Genomic DNA, 16,488 nt, shown 5'->3' with positions numbered 1-16,488 from the left:
GGGATCGCGTTCCTGTGGATCGAGGTGGCATGATCTGCGATGGACTCCTGCCGCTGTACGTGCCCCGGCGCGAGCCCGGCCGCGATCCATCGCAGCCACGGGGCGTAGCGTCCGCTGCAGCCGCTTGTTGACCTGAAAGAGGTAGTACCTTGCTCGGCGCCTTCGCCAACGCCTTCCGTACGCCGGACCTGCGGCGGAAACTGCTCTTCGTCCTGATGATCATCGCGATCTTCCGGTTCGGGTCGCAGCTTCCTGCACCGGGCGTCGACGTGGCCAACGTCCAGTCGTGCCTCGACAGTCAGAGCGACGACGGGGTCTACGCCCTCATCAACATGTTCTCCGGCGGAGCGCTGCTCCAGTTGACCGTGTTCGCGCTGGGCATCATGCCGTACATCACCGCCAGCATCATCCTGCAGTTGCTCGTCGTGGTCATTCCGCGGCTCGAGACGTTGAAGAAGGACGGCCAGGCAGGTCAGGCGAAGATCACCCAGTACACGCGTTACCTCACGCTCGGCCTGGCGGTCCTGCAGGGGACCGGCATCGTGGCGCTCGCACGCAGTGGTGACCTCCTGCAGTGCAACCTCCCGCTGCTGCACAGCCAGGGCACGGCCACCTTCCTGATGCTGGTCATCACGATGACCGCAGGCACGGCCGTGATCATGTGGTTCGGTGAGTTGATCACCGACCGCGGCGTCGGCAACGGCATGTCGATCCTCATCTTCTGCCAGGTCGTCGCGACCTTCCCGTCGTCGCTGTGGCAGGTGCGGGTCACCCAGGGCTGGGTGACCTTCGTGATCGTCCTGGTCATCGGTCTGGCGATCGTGCTGGGTGTCATCTTCATCGAGCAGGCGCAACGCCGGATCCCGGTGCAGTACGCCCGCCGCATGGTTGGCCGCAAGATGTTCGGCGGTTCCTCGACCTACATCCCGCTCAAGGTCAACCAGGCCGGCATCATCCCGGTCATCTTCGCCTCGTCGTTGCTCTACCTGCCGGCGATGGCCGTGTCGTTCTCCGGGGAGAACTCGAACAACCCGGTGATGGAGTTCGTCCGTCTCTACCTCGTCGGTGGCGACCACCCGATCTACATGGCGCTGTACTTCGCCATGATCATCTTCTTCACCTACTTCTACGTCTCGATCACCTTCAGCCCCGAAGAGGTCTCGGACAACATGAAGAAGTACGGCGGCTTCATCCCCGGCATCCGGGCCGGAAAGCCCACCCAGGACTACCTCTCCTACGTCCTGTCCCGCATCACCTTCCCCGGCTCGCTCTACCTCGGCCTGATCGCCCTGATCCCGCTGGTCGCCTTCGCCGCGATCGGTGCCAACCAGAACTTCCCGTTCGGTGGTACGTCCATCCTGATCATGGTCGGCGTCGCCCTCGACACGGTGAAGCAGATCGAGAGCCAGCTCCAGCAGCGCAACTACGAAGGGTTCCTGAAGTAAATGCGACTCATCATCATGGGCCCTCCCGGAGCCGGCAAGGGCACCCAGGCGACCTTCATCGCCGAGAAGTACGGGATCCCTGCCATCTCGACGGGGGACATCTTCCGCGCCAACGTCTCCGCGGGCACGCCCCTCGGCCTGGAGGCCAGGCGCTTCATGGACGCCGGCGAGTACGTCCCTGACGAGGTCACCAACTCGATGGTCCGCAACCGGATCGCCGAGAACGACGCCGCAACCGGCTTCCTGCTCGACGGCTACCCGCGTACGGTCGCCCAGGTGGCCGAGCTCGACGGCATGCTGAGCGACGCAGGCGTCGCCCTGGACGCTGCGGTGGTGCTGACCGTCGACCCCGAGGCGATCGTCCAGAGGTTGTTGCACCGGGCCTCCATCGAGAACCGCGCCGATGACACCGAAGAGGTCATCCGACGCCGTCAGGAGATCTACGGCGAGCAGACCGCTCCGTTGATCGACGTCTACCGCGAGCGTGGACTGCTGGTCGAGGTCGACGGCATGGGTCAGGTCGACGAGGTCACCGAGCGCGTGCTCGAGGCGATCAGCGACACCGGCCGGGGCTGACGGAGCGACTCATGGGCTTCCGCGACCGGGGTGTCGAGATCAAGACTCCCGAGCAGATCGCCACGATGCGTGCCGCGGGGCTCCTGGTCGGCCAGACCCTGGAGTTGTTGCGGGCGTCGGTGCGCGCCGGTGTCACGACCGGTGAGCTGGACGCGATCGCGGAGGACAACATTCGCTCCGGGGGAGGGGTGCCCTCCTTCAAGGGGTACAGCACGCCACCGTTCCCGGCCTCGATCTGCGCCTCGGTCAACGACCAGGTGGTGCATGGCATCCCCGGAGCTCGAGAGCTGGTCGACGGCGACATCATCTCCATCGACTGCGGTGCGATCGTGGACGGTTGGCACGGCGACGCCGCCATCACCGTTGCCGTCGGCAGCATCCCGGACGAGGTCCAGGAGCTGATGGACGTCACCGAGGAGAGCCTGTGGCGAGGCATCGCCAGTGCGCGTCTGGGTGGTCGGGTGACCGACATCAGCCACGCCGTCGAGTCGTACGTCCGGTCCCGCGGCAACTACGGCATCCTTGAGGACTACACCGGCCACGGCATCGGGACCCAGATGCACCAGCCGCCGAACGTGCCCAACTTCGGTCGCCCCGGGCGCGGGCCCAAGTTGGTGCGCGGCCTCGCCCTCGCCGTGGAGCCCATGATCGCGCTGGGGTCTGCCGAGACGTTGCTCGAGGACGACGAGTGGACCGTGTCGATGGCGGACGGCGCTCCGGCCGCCCACTTCGAGCACACGTTCACCCTGACGCCCACCGGCGCCTGGGTGCTGACCGCCCTGGACGGCGGAGAATCGAAGTTGGCCGAGCTTGGCGTTCCCTTCGGTGGCTCCTGACCCAGCCTGCCCGGTCCGCAGGGCGTGAGCTCCGGCCGCTGCCGCGATTGGGAAATGTTGACCAGACCCTCTAGTCTGGTTAATCGGCCCAACGTGGGCATGCTTGCTGGCGCCTGATGGCTGTCCTGAGCCCGGAACGGGTGAAGGGAAGTGGGTCCAGCAGCAGCTTCACGAGGTCCACCCCGCGGGACTTCTGCGGGGGAGGTTCCCGGGCCACGGTAGACAACAGATCAACAGATTGTGGAGGACATGCCGAAGAAAGAAGGCGTGATCGAGCTCGAGGGCACCATCACTGAGGCCCTGCCGAATGCCATGTTCCGCGTTGAGCTGAGCAATGGCCACAAGGTGCTCGCCCACATCAGCGGCAAGATGCGCCAGCACTACATCCGAATCCTCCCTGAGGACCGGGTAGTGGTGGAGCTGTCGCCGTACGACCTCACGCGAGGTCGGATCGTCTACCGCTACAAGTAACCAGCCGAAATCAAGAAAGGGCCTCCCTGTGAAGGTCAAGCCCAGCGTCAAGGCCATCTGCGACAAGTGCAAGGTCATTCGTCGTCACGGTCGCGTCATGGTCATCTGCGAGAACCCGCGGCACAAGCAGCGCCAGGGCTGATGACGCGGTGACCCTCGTGTCACCGCTCTTGCACCAAGTAGCACCACCAATCGTGATCGCTAGCTCCTGACTCGTCAGGTGCGAATCACCTCCGGCGCAGCGGCCGGAGCCCAGTTTCGTCAGGTCCGCCTGGCGAGTGGCGCTGGGACGCGACACGAATGACACCGTTGCGAACAACCCGAAGGGATCGCCAAGAACCATGGCACGCCTCGCTGGTGTTGACCTCCCGCGCGACAAGCGCATCGAGATCGCACTCACCTACATCTACGGCATCGGCCGTACCCGTTCCCAGCAGCTGCTCGCCGCAACCGGGGTTGACCCGAACGCTCGCGTGCACACGTTGGGTGACGAGGAGCTGGTCAAGCTTCGCGACGAGATCGACGCCAACTTCAAGATCGAGGGTGACCTCCGTCGTGAAGTCCAGGCTGACATCCGCCGCAAGATCGAGATCGGCAGCTACCAGGGTCGCCGCCACCGCATGGGCCTCCCGGTCCGCGGCCAGCGCACCAAGACCAACGCCCGTACCCGCAAGGGTCCGAAGCGGACTGTCGCCGGCAAGAAGAAGAAGTGACGCCTGCGCCTCAGGCGCACCGCTGATCGTCTTCCCGAAGCTTTTCGACCAGAACCTCAACAGGAGTTACTGAATGCCTCCCAAGAGCCGCGCGACCAAGGTCCGCCGCAAGGAGAAGAAGAACGTCGCTCAGGGCGAAGCCCACATCAAGAGCACGTTCAACAACACCATCGTCACGATCACCGACCCCACGGGTGCGGTGATTTCCTGGGCCTCTGCCGGCACCGTCGGCTTCAAGGGCTCCCGGAAGTCCACTCCGTTCGCCGCACAGATGGCTGCCGAGGCAGCCGGCCGTCGCGCGATGGAGCACGGCATGAAGAAGATCGACGTCTTCGTCAAGGGCCCCGGCTCTGGTCGCGAGACGGCGATCCGCTCCCTGGGTGCGATCGGCCTCGAGGTCGGCACCATCCAGGACGTCACGCCTGCCCCGCACAACGGCTGCCGCCCGCCCAAGCGCCGTCGCGTCTGAGCCTTCTGGCCCAGACCTACACGAGACTTCCAAGGAGACTTTGAACAATGGCCCGCTATACCGGCCCCATGACCAAGAAGTCGCGCCGCCTCGGTGTCGACCTCGTCGGAGGCGACGAAGCTTTCGAGCGTCGCCCGTACCCCCCCGGCCAGCACGGCAAGGGACGTATCAAGGAGTCCGAGTACCTGCTCCAGCTCCGTGAGAAGCAGAAGGCTCGCTTCTCGTACGGCATTCTGGAGAAGCAGTTCCACCGTTACTACGTGGAGGCCTCGCGCCGCCAGGGCAAGACCGGTGACAACCTGCTGCAGCTGCTCGAGACCCGTCTCGACAACGTCGTCTACCGTGCCGGCTTCGCCCGCACCCGCCGCCAGGCGCGCCAGCTGGTCGTTCACGGCCACTTCAAGGTGAACGGCAAGAAGGTCGACATCCCGTCCTTCCAGGTCAGCGCCTACGACGTCATCGACGTCCGCGAGAAGTCGCTGGAGACCACCCCGTTCATCGTGGCTCGCGAGACCCACGGCGAGCGCGTCGTCCCCGCATGGCTCGAGGCGGTTCCGTCGCGCATGCGCATCCTGGTCCACCAGGTGCCGACCCGCGCACAGATCGACCTCCCCGTGCAGGAGCAGCTCATCGTCGAGTTCTACTCGAAGAAGTAATGCTTGACCTGTCGACCGCCCTCCGGGGCGGTCGGCGGGGCACGACCACGCAACTCCTTCCTCGTCACTGCAGTTCGGACCTGTCATATGGTGGGTGGGTCCGGAAAGGACATAATCAGTGCTTATCGCTCAGCGCCCGACCCTGTCGGAAGAATCCGTTGACGAGTTCCGTTCGCGGTTCGTCATCGAACCGCTGGAGCCCGGCTTCGGTTACACGCTCGGCAACTCGCTGCGTCGTACCCTGCTCTCCTCCATCCCGGGAGCTTCGGTCACCAGCATCAAGATCGACTCGGTTCTCCACGAGTTCTCAACCGTGGAGGGCGTCACCGAGGACGTCACCGAGATCATCCTGAACCTCAAGGGTCTGGTCGTCTCCTCGGAGCACGACGAGCCCGTCACCATGTACCTGCGCAAGTCTGGTGCCGGTGCCGTCACGGCTGCCGACATCACGCCGCCCGCCGGCGTCGAGGTGCACAACCCCGATCTCGTCATCGCCACGCTGTCCGACTCGGGCAAGCTGGAGATGGAGCTGGTCGTGGAGCGTGGCCGCGGCTACGTCTCCGCCGTCCAGAACAAGGGTGGCGACAACGAGATCGGCCGCATGCCGGTCGACTCGATCTACAGCCCCGTGCTGAAGGTGACCTACAAGGTCGAGGCCACCCGAGTCGAGCAGCGCACCGACTTCGACAAGCTCGTCATCGACGTCGAGACGAAGCCGTCGATCCGTCCCCGCGACGCGATCGCCTCGGCCGGCAAGACCTTGGTCGAGCTCTTCGGCCTGGCCCGTGAGCTGAACGTCGAGGCCGAGGGCATCGACATCGGCCCCTCGCCGGTCGACGAGCAGTTGGCTGCCGACCTCGCCCTTCCGGTCGAGGACCTGCAGCTCACGGTTCGTTCGTACAACTGCCTCAAGCGCGAGGGCATCCACACCGTGGGTGAGCTCATCGGTCGCTCGGAGCAGGACCTGCTCGACATCCGCAACTTCGGTGCGAAGTCGATCGACGAAGTCAAGGCCAAGCTGGTCGAGATGGGTCTGTCCCTCAAGGACAGCGCGCCCGGCTTCGACCCGCACGCGGCCCTGGCTGCGTACGGCGATGACGACGACGACACCTTCGTCGAGGACGAGCAGTACTGATCAGATCAATCGCCCCGGGGGCATTCGCCCCCGGGACCATCTGTCCCGGTACCTGACACGGCCGGGAAGAAATGAGTAGACACGATGCCTACCCCGAAGAAGGGCGCCCGCCTCGGCGGCAGCCCCGCTCACCAGCGCCTGATCCTGGCGAACCTTGCCACCCAGCTCTTTGAGCACGGTCGTATCACCACGACCGAGACGAAGGCTCGCGTGCTGCGTCCGCACGCCGAGAAGCTGATCACCAAGGCCAAGAAGGGTGACCTGCACAACCGTCGCGAGGTCCTCAAGACCATCCGCGACAAGGGTGTCGTGCACCACCTCTTCACCGAGATCGCTCCGACCTTCGCCGAGCGTCCGGGTGGCTACACCCGGATCACGAAGATCGGTCCCCGCAAGGGTGACAACGCGCCCATGGCCGTGATCGAGCTCGTGACCGAGGCGTACTCGCCGAAGGCCCCGTCGACCAAGAAGACCCAGGCTGCTGCCCCGGCTCCGGTCGAAGAGGTCGAGACGGTCGAGGAGGCCCCTGAGGCCACCGACGCCGAGGCAACGGAGACCGAAGCAACGGAGACCGAGGCCCCTGAGGCTGACGCCCCCGAGGCCGAGGCCCCTGAGGCTGGGACGACCGAGGCTGCGGCCGAGGAGGGCGACAAGGCCTGAGGCCTTCTCACCTGCACCACGTCACGAAGCCCGTCACCTGCACTGCAGGTGACGGGCTTCGTCGTTGAACAGACTGTGAGCGCACGCCAGAGGCCAGGACCGAGACGGTTGGCGCAGAGACACAAGGCACAAGGCAGAAGGCAGCAAGATGCAGGAGGCGCTCAGCCCGAGTGCAGGGCTGCCCGCGCCCCGCGGAGCCGGGTCTCGCCGATGTCGGCCTGGACGCCGGCCAGGTAGCCGTCGCGGATCCCGGAGCCCGAGAGGGTGCGAGGGCGGGCCTGTTGGGCCAGTGGATAGGCACCCCGCAGGGATGCCTCCACTTCGACGGACCGATCAGCGAGGACCAGGCCGGTGGCTCGTCCGCCCTGGGTGGTGCGATCGGCGGCAGTCTCCTGGGCGCGGGCCTCGGCCTCGGCCAGCCTGCGCGAGATCGACATCCGGAACCCTGCCTGCCACGACCGGCGGAAGGCGGCCTTGTGCTCCCACGCGGGCACCGGAGTGGTCGCGAGACGTTGCGTGGACTGCATCAGGAGACTGGTGAAGAGCAGATCGGTGCGCGCGAGATCGGACTCGTGGCCGAAGAGGTGCACGGAGAACTCGGTCGGCGTGTCCGGCGCGCTGCGTCGGCGCAGCACGGCTCGGCAGCGCAGCCCGAGGGCGATGTCGCAGAGCAGTTGGGCCTTGTCGCGGGCATACGGCGCATCCAGCTTCACCACGCGGTCAGCGACTCGGTCGCTCCCGGGGGCGTCCGCCGCGAGCAGTGCCGCATCTATGCCGTAGTCGGCGATCAGTTGCGCGGCCTTGGCCGTGTAGGTCTCCGCCTCCTGGGGACTGGAGGCGGCATCTTCGGCCTTGGCCAGCAACTTGCGGATCTTCGCGAGCATCGGACCGGACTGGGACATCGAACCGGACTGGGACATCGAACCGTACTGGGACATCGGATCAGGCTGGGACATCGGCGGCTCCGGGGTGGAAGGGGTCGTGTGCCGTGAACCCTGCCAGAGGTGGCCGACAGTCCGAGCTCCCGGATCCACAGCCTGTGTGTGCGATGCCGCCAAGCGTGCACAAGGACAGAGTGACTGACGCGATGGTGTCAGGGGGACCAGTGGGGGTCCCGGCCGATGAAGCCGAGAAGCCGATCCTGCACCGGGGCGGAGTCGGGGACCGGTACCCGCGGGCCGTACTGCCCCGAGGAACGCATCACCTCCTCCATCGACTCCATGCCCCTGAGCAGTTCCTCGGCGAAGCCCGGGTCGAGCTCGAACTCCTGTCCAGTGGCCCGGGCCAGGTCCCAGGAGTGCATGAAGACGTCAGGTGTGTAGAAGCGGTCCACGGCCTCGCCCAGCGTGCAGCTGGGCAGTTGTGGGTGGTGGAAGGAGGAGTCCGCCTGGGCGGGGTCGCCGAGGATGAGTTGCACGGCGTTGCTCTGCTCGGCCCAGGCCAGCGCCGGCGCATCCGTGGCGCTCGTGCGCCGCGTCCAGCCGTAGGGGGAGCCGGCGTGGACGAAGGCCGGGAACCAGGTGGTGAGGTGGTCGATGACTGAGTGGGCCGTCCATCCGACCACCGGACTGGGAGCCTCCCAGTCGCTCACGTGATCCACCAGGGCGGCGAACTGAGCGGCGTACACGCGATGGCGCTCACCGGCTCCGGTGGCCATCACAGTGCGCCACGGGCCAGGAGAGTGTCGAGCTTGAGATAGCCCTCGTTGACCCCGGTGTCCATGCCGGAGGCGAGCATCTGGTCGCGGGCCTCGAACGAGTCGCACAGGGAGAATGCGTGCAGACGCGTACGTCCGCCGCCCAGGTCGGTGAACGTCATCGTCTCGAGCGAGATCGACTCGGGAAAGGGCTCGTAGCAGAACGTCTGGACGATGCGGTTCTCGCTGACGTGGGGGAAGGTGCCGCGGAAGGCGTGCTCGCCGCCGCCCTCGCCACCCTTCTCGACACAGAGGTAGCGGTACGAGCCCAACGGCCGCGCGTCCCACTCCACCACGCGGACGGTCACGGAGTCAGGACCGCACCACTGGACGAAGATCTCGGGATCCAGGTGTGCCCTGCTCAACTGTGCCGCAGTGGCGTTGAAGTCCCGCTCGATGCGGATCGCGGGGACGTCCGGGTCGGCCGTGATCTCGGCCTGTGGGTGGTGCGGCAAGGCAGTGGTGCTCATGATGCTGCTCCTTCGTGGGTGTCGTGTGGGGCGTCGGGGTCAAGGTCCTCGAGGCGGGCCAGGACCGCGTCGAGGCGTTGGTACCTCGCCTCGGCCCGATCGCGGTAACGCTCGATCCACTTGGTCATCAGGTCGAAGACGTCGGCCTCGAGGTGGACCGGACGTCGTTGGGCCTCACGGCTGCGGGTGACGAGGCCGGCGGTCTCGAGGACCTTGAGGTGCTTCGAGACGGCCTGCAGGCTCACGTCGTACGGCTCGGCGAGCTCGCTCAGAGTCTGGTCGCCCTCGGTCAGGCGGGCCACCATGTCGCGCCTGGTGGGGTCCGCGAGCGCGGAGAAGGCCCGGGAGAGTGCGTCAGTCATCGAAGCTCCTTGGTCAACCGTGCGGTTGACTTCAAGGTAGGACCAGGCACCGCCTCATGTCAACCAGTTGGTTGAGAACAATGCTCGGAAGGCTTCTGGGAGGGCCTCTGGGAGGATGGGTGCGTGCGCCTACGGATCGATCTCGCCTATGACGGCACCGACTTCTCCGGTTGGGCCACCCAGCCGCAATTGCGCACGGTCCAGGGCACCCTCGAAGCGGCACTGGCGACGACCCTGCGCATCCCGGCCGCCCGGGTGGTGGTGGCGGGACGTACGGACACCGGGGTGCACGCGCGCGGGCAGGTCGTCCACCTCGACATCGAGGAGTCGGCGGTCGTGGAATCGGCCGGACGCTCGCCCGACGCCCCCACCGACGCCCTGCTGCGTCGGCTCAACGGGATCCTGCCCGGAGACATCAGGGTGCACCGAGTGACGCAGGCCGAGCCCGGTTTCGACGCCCGTTTCTCGGCGATCTGGCGACGCTACTCCTACCGGGTCGCGGACCGCCCCGATCTGGTCGACCCCCTCACCCGACGTCACGTGCTGGCCTGGCCTCGCCCGCTCGACGTCGACGCGATGAACAAGGGCGCCGACCTGCTGATCGGGCTCAAGGACTTCGCCTCCTTCTGCAAGAGGCGCGAGGGGGCCACCACCGTGCGTACGCTCCTGGAGCTGTCCTGGCAGCGCAACAGCGACGGCGCTGCCGAGGCCCGAGTCGTCGCGGACGCGTTCTGCCACAACATGGTGCGCTCCTTGGTCGGCTGCCTGCTGACGGTGGGGGACGGGCGACGCGACCCCGCCTGGGCTGCCGAGGTGATGCAGGCCCGGCGTCGAGACCCGGCCGTGGCCGTCGTCCAGGCGCACGGGTTGTGCCTCGAGGAGGTCGGCTATCCCGAAGGTGAAGAACTGATCGCCCAGTCGACGAGGGCGCGAGCCAGGAGGACCCTGTGAACGAGGACCCTGTGAGCAGAGATCTAGGCAACCAAGACCCAGAGGAACAGGACCCAGAGGAACAGGACCCGGTGAGCACCGAACCAGCCGACAGTGACGAGCAGGACCACTACTTCAACGCGGACCCCAGCGTGCCGTACGCCCGCGAGACGTACACCTGCGAGGTCTGGGGGCACGAACTCGAGCTGATCAGTGGGGCCGGGGTCTTCAGCCGCGGTCACCTCGATCACGCGACCGCGATCCTCTTCCGCGAGCTGGAGCCGCCGCCGATGGGGCAGTTCCTTGACCTCGGGTGCGGGTACGGGCCGATCGGTCTGGCGATCGCCAAGGCAGTCCCGCTGGCCCGGGTGATCGGCGTCGACGTGAACGAGCGCGCGATCGCTCTGGCCAACGACAACGCCAAGGCGCTCGGGGTCGCCGGCACGTTCGCCGCGGTCACGCCGGAGAACGTCCCGAGCGACTACCGGTTCGACGAGATCTGGACCAACCCGCCGATCCGGATCGGCAAGGAGGCCCTCCACGCGTTGCTGCTCACCTGGCTGCCGCGGTTGGCCCCGAACGGGCGCATGGTCAGTGTGGTCGGCAAGCACCTGGGCGCCGACTCGCTGCAGCGGTGGTTGGGGGAGCAGGGATACCCCACCACGCGTCTGGCCAGTCACAAGGGCTTCCGGATCCTCGAGACGCGCCGTGGGAGTGACCTGACGTGACCGGCCACCGGGTCCTCGTCATCGGCGCGGACGGCGCCGGGATGTCGGCCGCCCACCAGATGCTGCGGACCGCCCGCGACCGCGGACGCGAGCTCGCGGTGACGGTGCTCGACGCCGGCCAGCACACGTCGTACTCGGCCTGCGGGATCCCGTACGTCGTCTCCGGTGAAGTGGCAGGCATCGACGACCTCGTGGCCCGCACGGCGCAGGAGCACCGGGCGGCCGGCATCGACCTGCGACTCGGGAGCCGCGTCACCCACCTGGACCTGGAGGCCGGGGTGGCGACCGTCGAGGGCGCGGACCCGGTGGAGTTCGACGAGGTCGTCGTGGCCACCGGCGCCTCACCCGTCATGCCCGCCTGGTCCCGTGGCCCGGCCGGCGAACCCGTTGCAGGAGTCATGCCGGCGAAGGACCTGGACGACGCCGAGGCGTGGGCGAGCCGTTTCGCCGACGGGGCAGGGGAGCGCGTCGTCGTCATCGGCGGCGGCTACATCGGCGTCGAGATGGCGGAGGCCGCGCTGCGTCGTGGGCTCGAGGTCGCCCTGGTGACCCGTTCGCGGGTGTTGAGCACCTTCCACCCCGAGATCTCTGCCCGGGTCACCGCCTCCCTGGTGCGGGCCGGTGTCGAGGTGCACCTGGACAGTGAGGTCGAGGGGCTCGAGGTGCACGAGGGGGTGGTCACCGGCGTACGGGTCGGGAGCGACGTGCTCGCTGCCCACCACGTGGTCGTCGCTTTGGGCGTACGCCCCGCCACGGACTTCCTGGCCCACACGGACCTGCGCCAACCCAACGGCGCCCTCCGCCCGGACGAGCGCGGACAGGTGGCGCCGGGGGTCTGGGCCGCGGGCGACTGCTGCGAGGTGCAGGCGCGTCCTGTCGGGGAGTGGGTGTACGTCCCGTTGGGCACCCACGCCAACAAGCTCGGCCGAGTCGTGGGGGAGAACCTCGCGGGCGGCGACCTTCGCTTCCCCGGAGTGCTGGGCACGGCCATCACGCGCTTCGCGGCGGGTGAGGAGTACATCGAGATCGCTCGCACCGGGGTGTCGACCCGCAACCCGGGCAACATCGCTGACACGTGCGTCAGCCTGGTCACCGAGGGCACCACGATCACGGGCTACATGCCCGGCGCCCCCACGATCACTCTCCTGGTGAGCGCAGACCGGATCACCCGGCGGCTGCTCGCCGTGGAGATCGTCGGAGGTCAGGGCGCGGGCAAACGGATCGACGCCGCCGCTGCGGTGCTGTGGGCGGGTGGGACCGTCGACGACCTCGCCTGGATGGACCTCTCGTACGCACCCCCGGTCGCCACCGCCTGGGAGGTGCTGCAGATCGCGGCCCGTCGGGTGGCCGAGCTGATCGACCACGAGGCCGCTGGCGGCTGAGTCGGCCCCGAGGGCCGGCTCAGCCGCGGCACCTCAGGACCAGCGGGCCAACTCAGCCTTGGCCAGCGAGTTCTTGTGCACCTCGTCGGGACCGTCGGCCAGACGCAGCGTACGGATGCCGGCCAGGCTCATCGCCAGCGGGAAGTCCTGCGACACGCCGCCCGCACCGTGGGCCTGGATGGCCCGGTCGACGATGCCCTGGACGACCCGGGGCGTGGCGATCTTGATCGCCTGGATCTCGGTGTGGGCGCCGCGGTTGCCGACGGTGTCCATCAGCCAGGCGGTCTTCAGCACCAGCAGGCGCAGCTGCTCGATCTCGACGCGGGACTCCGCGATCCAGTCACGCACCACGCCCTGGGCCGAGAGCGGGCGGCCGAAGGCGACCCGGTTGCTGACCCGCTCACACATCAACTCGATGGCACGCTCGGCCACCCCGATCGAGCGCATGCAGTGGTGGATGCGACCCGGTCCCAGGCGGGCCTGGGCCACCGCGAAGCCGCTGCCCTCCTCGCCGATCAGGTTGGTGACGGGGACACGTACGTCGCTGAAGCGCATCTCGGCGTGGCCGCCGTGCTCGTGGTCGTCGTACCCGAAGACGTGCAACGGGCGCACGATCTCCAGCCCGGGGGTGTCGCGTGGCACCAGGACCATCGACTGCTGCCGGTGGCGCGACGCCTCCGGGTCGGTCTTGCCCATCACGATGAAGATCGCGCAGTCGGGGTTGACCGCACCGGTCGTCCACCACTTGCGTCCGTTGATCACGTAGTGGTCGCCGTCGCGCACGATCGAGGTCTCAATGTTGGTGGCGTCGGAGGAGGCGACGTCGGGCTCGGTCATCGCGAAGCCGGAGCGGATCCGGGCCTCCAGCAGTGGCGTGAGCCACCGCTCCTTCTGCTCCGGCGTACCGAAGAGGTGCAGCACCTCCATGTTGCCGGTGTCGGGCGCAGCACAGTTCATCGCGGCCGGCCCGAGGTTGCCGCTGCGGCCACTGATCTCGGCGACCGGGGCGTACTGGAGGTTGGTCAGGCCGCCGCCCACCCCCTCGGTGTCGGCCGAGGCAGGGAGGAAGAGGTTCCACAGGCCGCGGCGGCGCGCCTCGGCCTGCAGGTCGGCGACCACGGGCGTCCGGGTCCACGCGAAGCGGTCGTCCAACCCCTCCAGCTGCTGGGCGAAGACGGGCTCGGCCGGCAGCACGTGCTCGGCCATGAACGAGTTCATCTCGTCGATGAGCTCGCTGGTGCGGGCGTCGAAGGCGAAGTCCATGTCAGTCCTTTCCTGCTGCGGCGCGCAGTCCTGCGGCCAGCAGCGGTTCCACGGCGGAACCGATGGTGTCGAAGCCTCCGCCGACGGTCTGGCCGGCGGCGAAGCGGTGATGGATCCCCTCGAGGATCGCGGCGAGCTTGAAGTGGGCCAGCCCCAGATGGAACTCCATGTGTCCGTGCAACTCGTCGGCGTCCAGGCCGCGAGCGGCGGCGTAGGAGTCGATGAGGGCGCTCGGCGCCGGGTAGCCCGGGGCCGCGCTGACGTCGCTGACGCCCAGCGAGGGAGCGAGCGCCGCCAGACCGTCGTAGACGAGCAGCAGGGCCAGGTCGGTGAGCGGGTCGCCGAGCGTAGACATCTCCCAGTCGACGACCGCCTTGACCGACGGCGTCTCGTCCGACACCACGAGCAGGTTGTCGAGGCGGTAGTCGCCGTGCACGATCGCGCCGGGGGCATCGACCTCGGGGACGTGGGCGACCAGGTGGGCCAACAGGCGGTCGGCGTCGGGCAGCTCCCGGGTCTTCGAGCCCTCCAGTTGCCTGCCCCACCGCTTCACCTGGCGGGCCAGGAAGCCGACGGGTCGACCGAAGTCGCCGAGACCGACAGCCTCCGGCTCCACGGTGTGCAGCCGAGCCAGGACATCGATCATCTCGCCGGTCAACGCGGCGGTGGAGTCGCTCCCGAGGGCATCCAGCTGGGCCGCGTCGCGGTAGGGGACGCCGGCGACCTTCTCCATCACGTAGAAGGTCGCGCCGAGCACGGAGTGGTCCTCGCCGAGCGCGACGGTGCGCGGGACCGGGACCTCGGTGTCGGCGAGCGCGGACATCACGGTGAACTCCCGCGCCATGTCGTGGGCTGTGGCCTGCACGTGACCCAGCGGGGGGCGACGCACGATCCAGGAGGTCTGGCCGTCGCTCACCTCGTAGGTGAGGTTGGACTTGCCGCCGGTGATCAGCGAGGCGGACCAGTCATCGCCGGTGACGGTGCCCTCGGGGACCTGCGTACGGAACCACGCGGCGAAGGCGGCGAGGTCGAGACCGGGGGTGCTCATCGGTTCTCCTGCTTCTGGTCGAGGTGCTGGTCGAGGTGGGCCTGGAGACGGCGCATGCCGGCCAGCCACTGCTCGTTGGCGCCGGCCCGGGCCCGGTAGTAGGCGCCCACCTCCGGGTGCGGCAACACCAGGAACCGGTCGTCGGTCAACGAGTCGACCCACGCACTCGCGACGTCGTCGGGGGTGAGCACGGCGTCGCGGGAGAGCAGCTCCTTGAGGGGGCCTGACTCTTCGTACATCCGCGTCTGCACGCCTTGGGGACAGATGGCCTGCACGACGACGCCGCGGTGTCCGTACGTCGCGGAGAGCCACTCGGCGAACCCGACAGCGGCGTGCTTGGTGGTCGAGTAGGGCGCGGCGCCGAGCATGGTCAGCAGCCCGGCGGCCGAGGCGGTGACGACGAAACGCCCACCGCCCCCTGCCACCCAACCGGGGACCAGCGCTCGCGCGGCCCGCACATGGGCCATCACGTTGACCTCGTGCATCTGCTGCCAGGCAGCGTCGCTGGTGGCGAGGCTGTCGAGAGCGGCGTCGGCGAAGCCGTCACCGGCCACCGAGTCGAGACCGGCGTTGGCGAAGTAGAGGTCGATGCGACCGAGCGCGTCCGTCGCGGTCTCCAGCAGGGCGCGTACGCCCTCCTCGCTGGCGCAGTCGCCCGGAGCCGCGGTGCCCCCGATCTCATCTGCCACGCGCTGGGCCGCGGCGGCGTCGAGGTCGTTGACGACCACTCGGACGCCCTCGGTGGCCAGACGTCGTGCCAGCGCGGCACCGATGCCGTGGCCGGCGCCGGTGACGACGGCACCGAGCCCGACCAAGGAGGTGGGGCCTCCCATCAGACGCCGCCGGTGAGCGTGAGACCGCCGTCGAGCACGAGCGTCTGCCCGGTCATCCACCCGGCGTCGTCGGAGAGCAGGAAGGCGACGGCGCTGCCGATGTCCTCAGGGAGCCCCAGCCGCTTCAGCGGGTACGCCGCAGCGACCTCCTCCTCGCGGCCCTCGTACAGGGCGCTGGCGAAGCGGGTCTTCACCACCGCGGGCGCGACGCCGTTGACCCGGACGTCGGGGCCGAGCTCGACGGCCAGGGACTCGGTGAGGCTGCGCAGGGTGGCCTTGCTGGCGCCGTACATGGCGATCCCGGGGGCGGGCTTGACCCCGGCGACCGACGAGACGTTGACGACGGCTCCGCCGTGCTCCTTCATCCAGGCGCGGTGGGCCTCCTGGACCCAGGCCAGCGCGGCGACGGCGTTGGTGTCGAGGATCTTGCGGGCCACGTCGAGGTCGAGGTCGACCAGCGGGCCGTACGCCGGGTTGATCCCGGTGTTGTTGACGAGCAGGTCAAGGCTGCCGAAGGTCTCGATGGTGCGCGTGACCACCTCCGTACGGTGCTCGGGGTCACTCGCGCTCCCGGCGATGCCGAGCGCGTGCTCGGGGCCGCCCAGGGTCTCCACGGCTTCGGCCAGGGCCTCGGCCTTGCGGGCCGTGACGACCACCTTGGCGCCCTCCTCGACCAGTCGTCGGGCGACACCCAGACCGATCCCGCGACTTGCTCCGGTGATGATGGCGACCTTGCCGCTGAGTCCTCGCACTGCTCTTCTCCTGGCTGTCGGGGCTCCCACAGGGTGCCCGTGATCACGTTGCGCATAAGTGAG

21 protein-coding genes are annotated in these 16,488 nt (G+C 68.2%); 13 read left to right on the top strand and 8 right to left on the bottom strand.

Features of this window, described 5'->3' with window-relative positions; all coding sequences use genetic code 11:
- The first annotated feature begins 149 nt into the window (after window positions 1-149).
- The 10 genes from secY to rplQ all read left to right on the top strand — a co-directional run bounded on the left by secY (window position 150) and on the right by rplQ (window position 6,961).
- Entirely contained in the window at window positions 150-1,445 is a 1,296-nt protein-coding gene (gene secY / locus DNK52_RS09425) for a preprotein translocase subunit SecY (RefSeq protein ID WP_110240756.1), read from the top strand.
- A complete protein-coding gene (locus DNK52_RS09420) occupies window positions 1,446-2,021 on the top strand; it encodes an adenylate kinase (RefSeq protein ID WP_110240755.1) in 576 nt (191 codons plus the stop codon).
- Window positions 2,022-2,032: 11 nt separating this feature from the next.
- Window positions 2,033-2,857 (top strand): type I methionyl aminopeptidase, encoded by an 825-nt coding sequence (gene map, locus DNK52_RS09415; protein ID WP_110240754.1) that lies wholly within the window; start codon window positions 2,033-2,035, stop codon window positions 2,855-2,857.
- A gap of 249 nt (window positions 2,858-3,106) precedes the next feature.
- The gene (gene infA, locus DNK52_RS09410; protein WP_026145687.1) at window positions 3,107-3,328 is read left to right on the top strand and encodes a translation initiation factor IF-1; all 222 of its coding nucleotides are present in this window, start codon (window positions 3,107-3,109) and stop codon (window positions 3,326-3,328) included.
- 28 nt (window positions 3,329-3,356) lie between these two features.
- Complete coding sequence (gene rpmJ, locus DNK52_RS09405) at window positions 3,357-3,470, top strand: 50S ribosomal protein L36 (RefSeq protein WP_028644817.1); 114 nt, start codon at window positions 3,357-3,359, stop codon at window positions 3,468-3,470.
- 199 nt (window positions 3,471-3,669) lie between these two features.
- The gene (rpsM, locus tag DNK52_RS09400; protein WP_110240753.1) at window positions 3,670-4,041 is read left to right on the top strand and encodes a 30S ribosomal protein S13; all 372 of its coding nucleotides are present in this window, start codon (window positions 3,670-3,672) and stop codon (window positions 4,039-4,041) included.
- Between the two features lie 73 nt (window positions 4,042-4,114).
- Window positions 4,115-4,510, top strand: coding sequence for a 30S ribosomal protein S11 (gene rpsK, locus DNK52_RS09395; protein ID WP_110240752.1), 396 nt, complete (start codon window positions 4,115-4,117; stop codon window positions 4,508-4,510).
- A 47-nt stretch (window positions 4,511-4,557) separates the two neighbouring features.
- Entirely contained in the window at window positions 4,558-5,166 is a 609-nt protein-coding gene (gene rpsD, locus DNK52_RS09390; protein ID WP_110240751.1) for a 30S ribosomal protein S4, read from the top strand.
- A 118-nt stretch (window positions 5,167-5,284) separates the two neighbouring features.
- A complete protein-coding gene (locus DNK52_RS09385) occupies window positions 5,285-6,301 on the top strand; it encodes a DNA-directed RNA polymerase subunit alpha (RefSeq protein ID WP_110240750.1) in 1,017 nt (338 codons plus the stop codon).
- A gap of 84 nt (window positions 6,302-6,385) precedes the next feature.
- Window positions 6,386-6,961, top strand: coding sequence for a 50S ribosomal protein L17 (rplQ, locus tag DNK52_RS09380; protein WP_110240749.1), 576 nt, complete (start codon window positions 6,386-6,388; stop codon window positions 6,959-6,961).
- A 161-nt stretch (window positions 6,962-7,122) separates the two neighbouring features.
- Here the strand turns inward: rplQ and DNK52_RS09375 are convergent, their stop codons facing one another.
- From DNK52_RS09375 to DNK52_RS09360, 4 genes are all read right to left on the bottom strand, one after another.
- Window positions 7,123-7,899 carry a DUF2786 domain-containing protein gene (locus DNK52_RS09375; protein ID WP_204163474.1) on the bottom strand — a complete coding sequence of 259 codons (777 nt, stop codon included), beginning with the start codon at window positions 7,897-7,899 and terminating at the stop codon, window positions 7,123-7,125.
- A 155-nt stretch (window positions 7,900-8,054) separates the two neighbouring features.
- Entirely contained in the window at window positions 8,055-8,618 is a 564-nt protein-coding gene (locus DNK52_RS09370; protein WP_110240748.1) for a TIGR03086 family metal-binding protein, read from the bottom strand.
- On the bottom strand, window positions 8,618-9,127 hold the full coding sequence (locus DNK52_RS09365) for an SRPBCC domain-containing protein (RefSeq protein WP_110240747.1): 510 nt from the start codon (window positions 9,125-9,127) through the stop codon (window positions 8,618-8,620). The genes DNK52_RS09370 and DNK52_RS09365 overlap by 1 nt, the downstream gene beginning before the upstream one ends.
- Window positions 9,124-9,489: an ArsR/SmtB family transcription factor gene (locus DNK52_RS09360; RefSeq protein ID WP_110240746.1), complete on the bottom strand. Its 366-nt coding sequence runs from the start codon at window positions 9,487-9,489 to the stop codon at window positions 9,124-9,126. The genes DNK52_RS09365 and DNK52_RS09360 overlap by 4 nt, the downstream gene beginning before the upstream one ends.
- Window positions 9,490-9,612: 123 nt before the next feature.
- Here DNK52_RS09360 and truA point away from each other — a divergent pair, with 123 nt between their 5' ends.
- The 3 genes from truA (at window position 9,613) to DNK52_RS09345 (ending at window position 12,529) form a co-directional block, all read left to right on the top strand.
- Window positions 9,613-10,440, top strand: a complete 828-nt coding sequence (gene truA, locus DNK52_RS09355; RefSeq protein ID WP_110240745.1) for a tRNA pseudouridine(38-40) synthase TruA — start codon at window positions 9,613-9,615, stop codon at window positions 10,438-10,440.
- A gap of 71 nt (window positions 10,441-10,511) precedes the next feature.
- A complete protein-coding gene (locus tag DNK52_RS09350) occupies window positions 10,512-11,147 on the top strand; it encodes a class I SAM-dependent methyltransferase (protein ID WP_110240744.1) in 636 nt (211 codons plus the stop codon).
- Window positions 11,144-12,529 carry an FAD-dependent oxidoreductase gene (locus DNK52_RS09345; RefSeq protein ID WP_204163473.1) on the top strand — a complete coding sequence of 462 codons (1,386 nt, stop codon included), beginning with the start codon at window positions 11,144-11,146 and terminating at the stop codon, window positions 12,527-12,529. The genes DNK52_RS09350 and DNK52_RS09345 overlap by 4 nt, the downstream gene beginning before the upstream one ends.
- A 33-nt stretch (window positions 12,530-12,562) precedes the next feature.
- On the opposite strand, the gene DNK52_RS09340 is transcribed toward DNK52_RS09345, so the two are convergent.
- The 4 genes from DNK52_RS09340 to DNK52_RS09325 are packed head-to-tail and all read right to left on the bottom strand — an operon-like array spanning window position 12,563 to window position 16,425.
- Window positions 12,563-13,792 carry an acyl-CoA dehydrogenase family protein gene (locus DNK52_RS09340; RefSeq protein WP_110240743.1) on the bottom strand — a complete coding sequence of 410 codons (1,230 nt, stop codon included), beginning with the start codon at window positions 13,790-13,792 and terminating at the stop codon, window positions 12,563-12,565.
- Window position 13,793: 1 nt separating this feature from the next.
- A complete protein-coding gene (locus DNK52_RS09335; protein WP_110240742.1) occupies window positions 13,794-14,840 on the bottom strand; it encodes a phosphotransferase family protein in 1,047 nt (348 codons plus the stop codon).
- Window positions 14,837-15,673: an SDR family oxidoreductase gene (locus tag DNK52_RS09330; protein ID WP_110240741.1), complete on the bottom strand. Its 837-nt coding sequence runs from the start codon at window positions 15,671-15,673 to the stop codon at window positions 14,837-14,839. Before DNK52_RS09330 ends, DNK52_RS09335 begins: the two co-directional genes overlap by 4 nt.
- Window positions 15,673-16,425, bottom strand: a complete 753-nt coding sequence (locus tag DNK52_RS09325; protein ID WP_110240740.1) for an SDR family oxidoreductase — start codon at window positions 16,423-16,425, stop codon at window positions 15,673-15,675. The genes DNK52_RS09330 and DNK52_RS09325 overlap by 1 nt, the downstream gene beginning before the upstream one ends.
- Between the last annotated feature and the right edge of the window lie 63 nt (window positions 16,426-16,488).

Source organism: Nocardioides gilvus (assembly GCF_003194605.1).
In the GTDB taxonomy this organism is placed as follows: Bacteria; Actinomycetota; Actinomycetes; order Propionibacteriales; family Nocardioidaceae; genus Nocardioides; species Nocardioides gilvus.
This window is presented reverse-complemented; position numbering and strand designations above follow the sequence as displayed.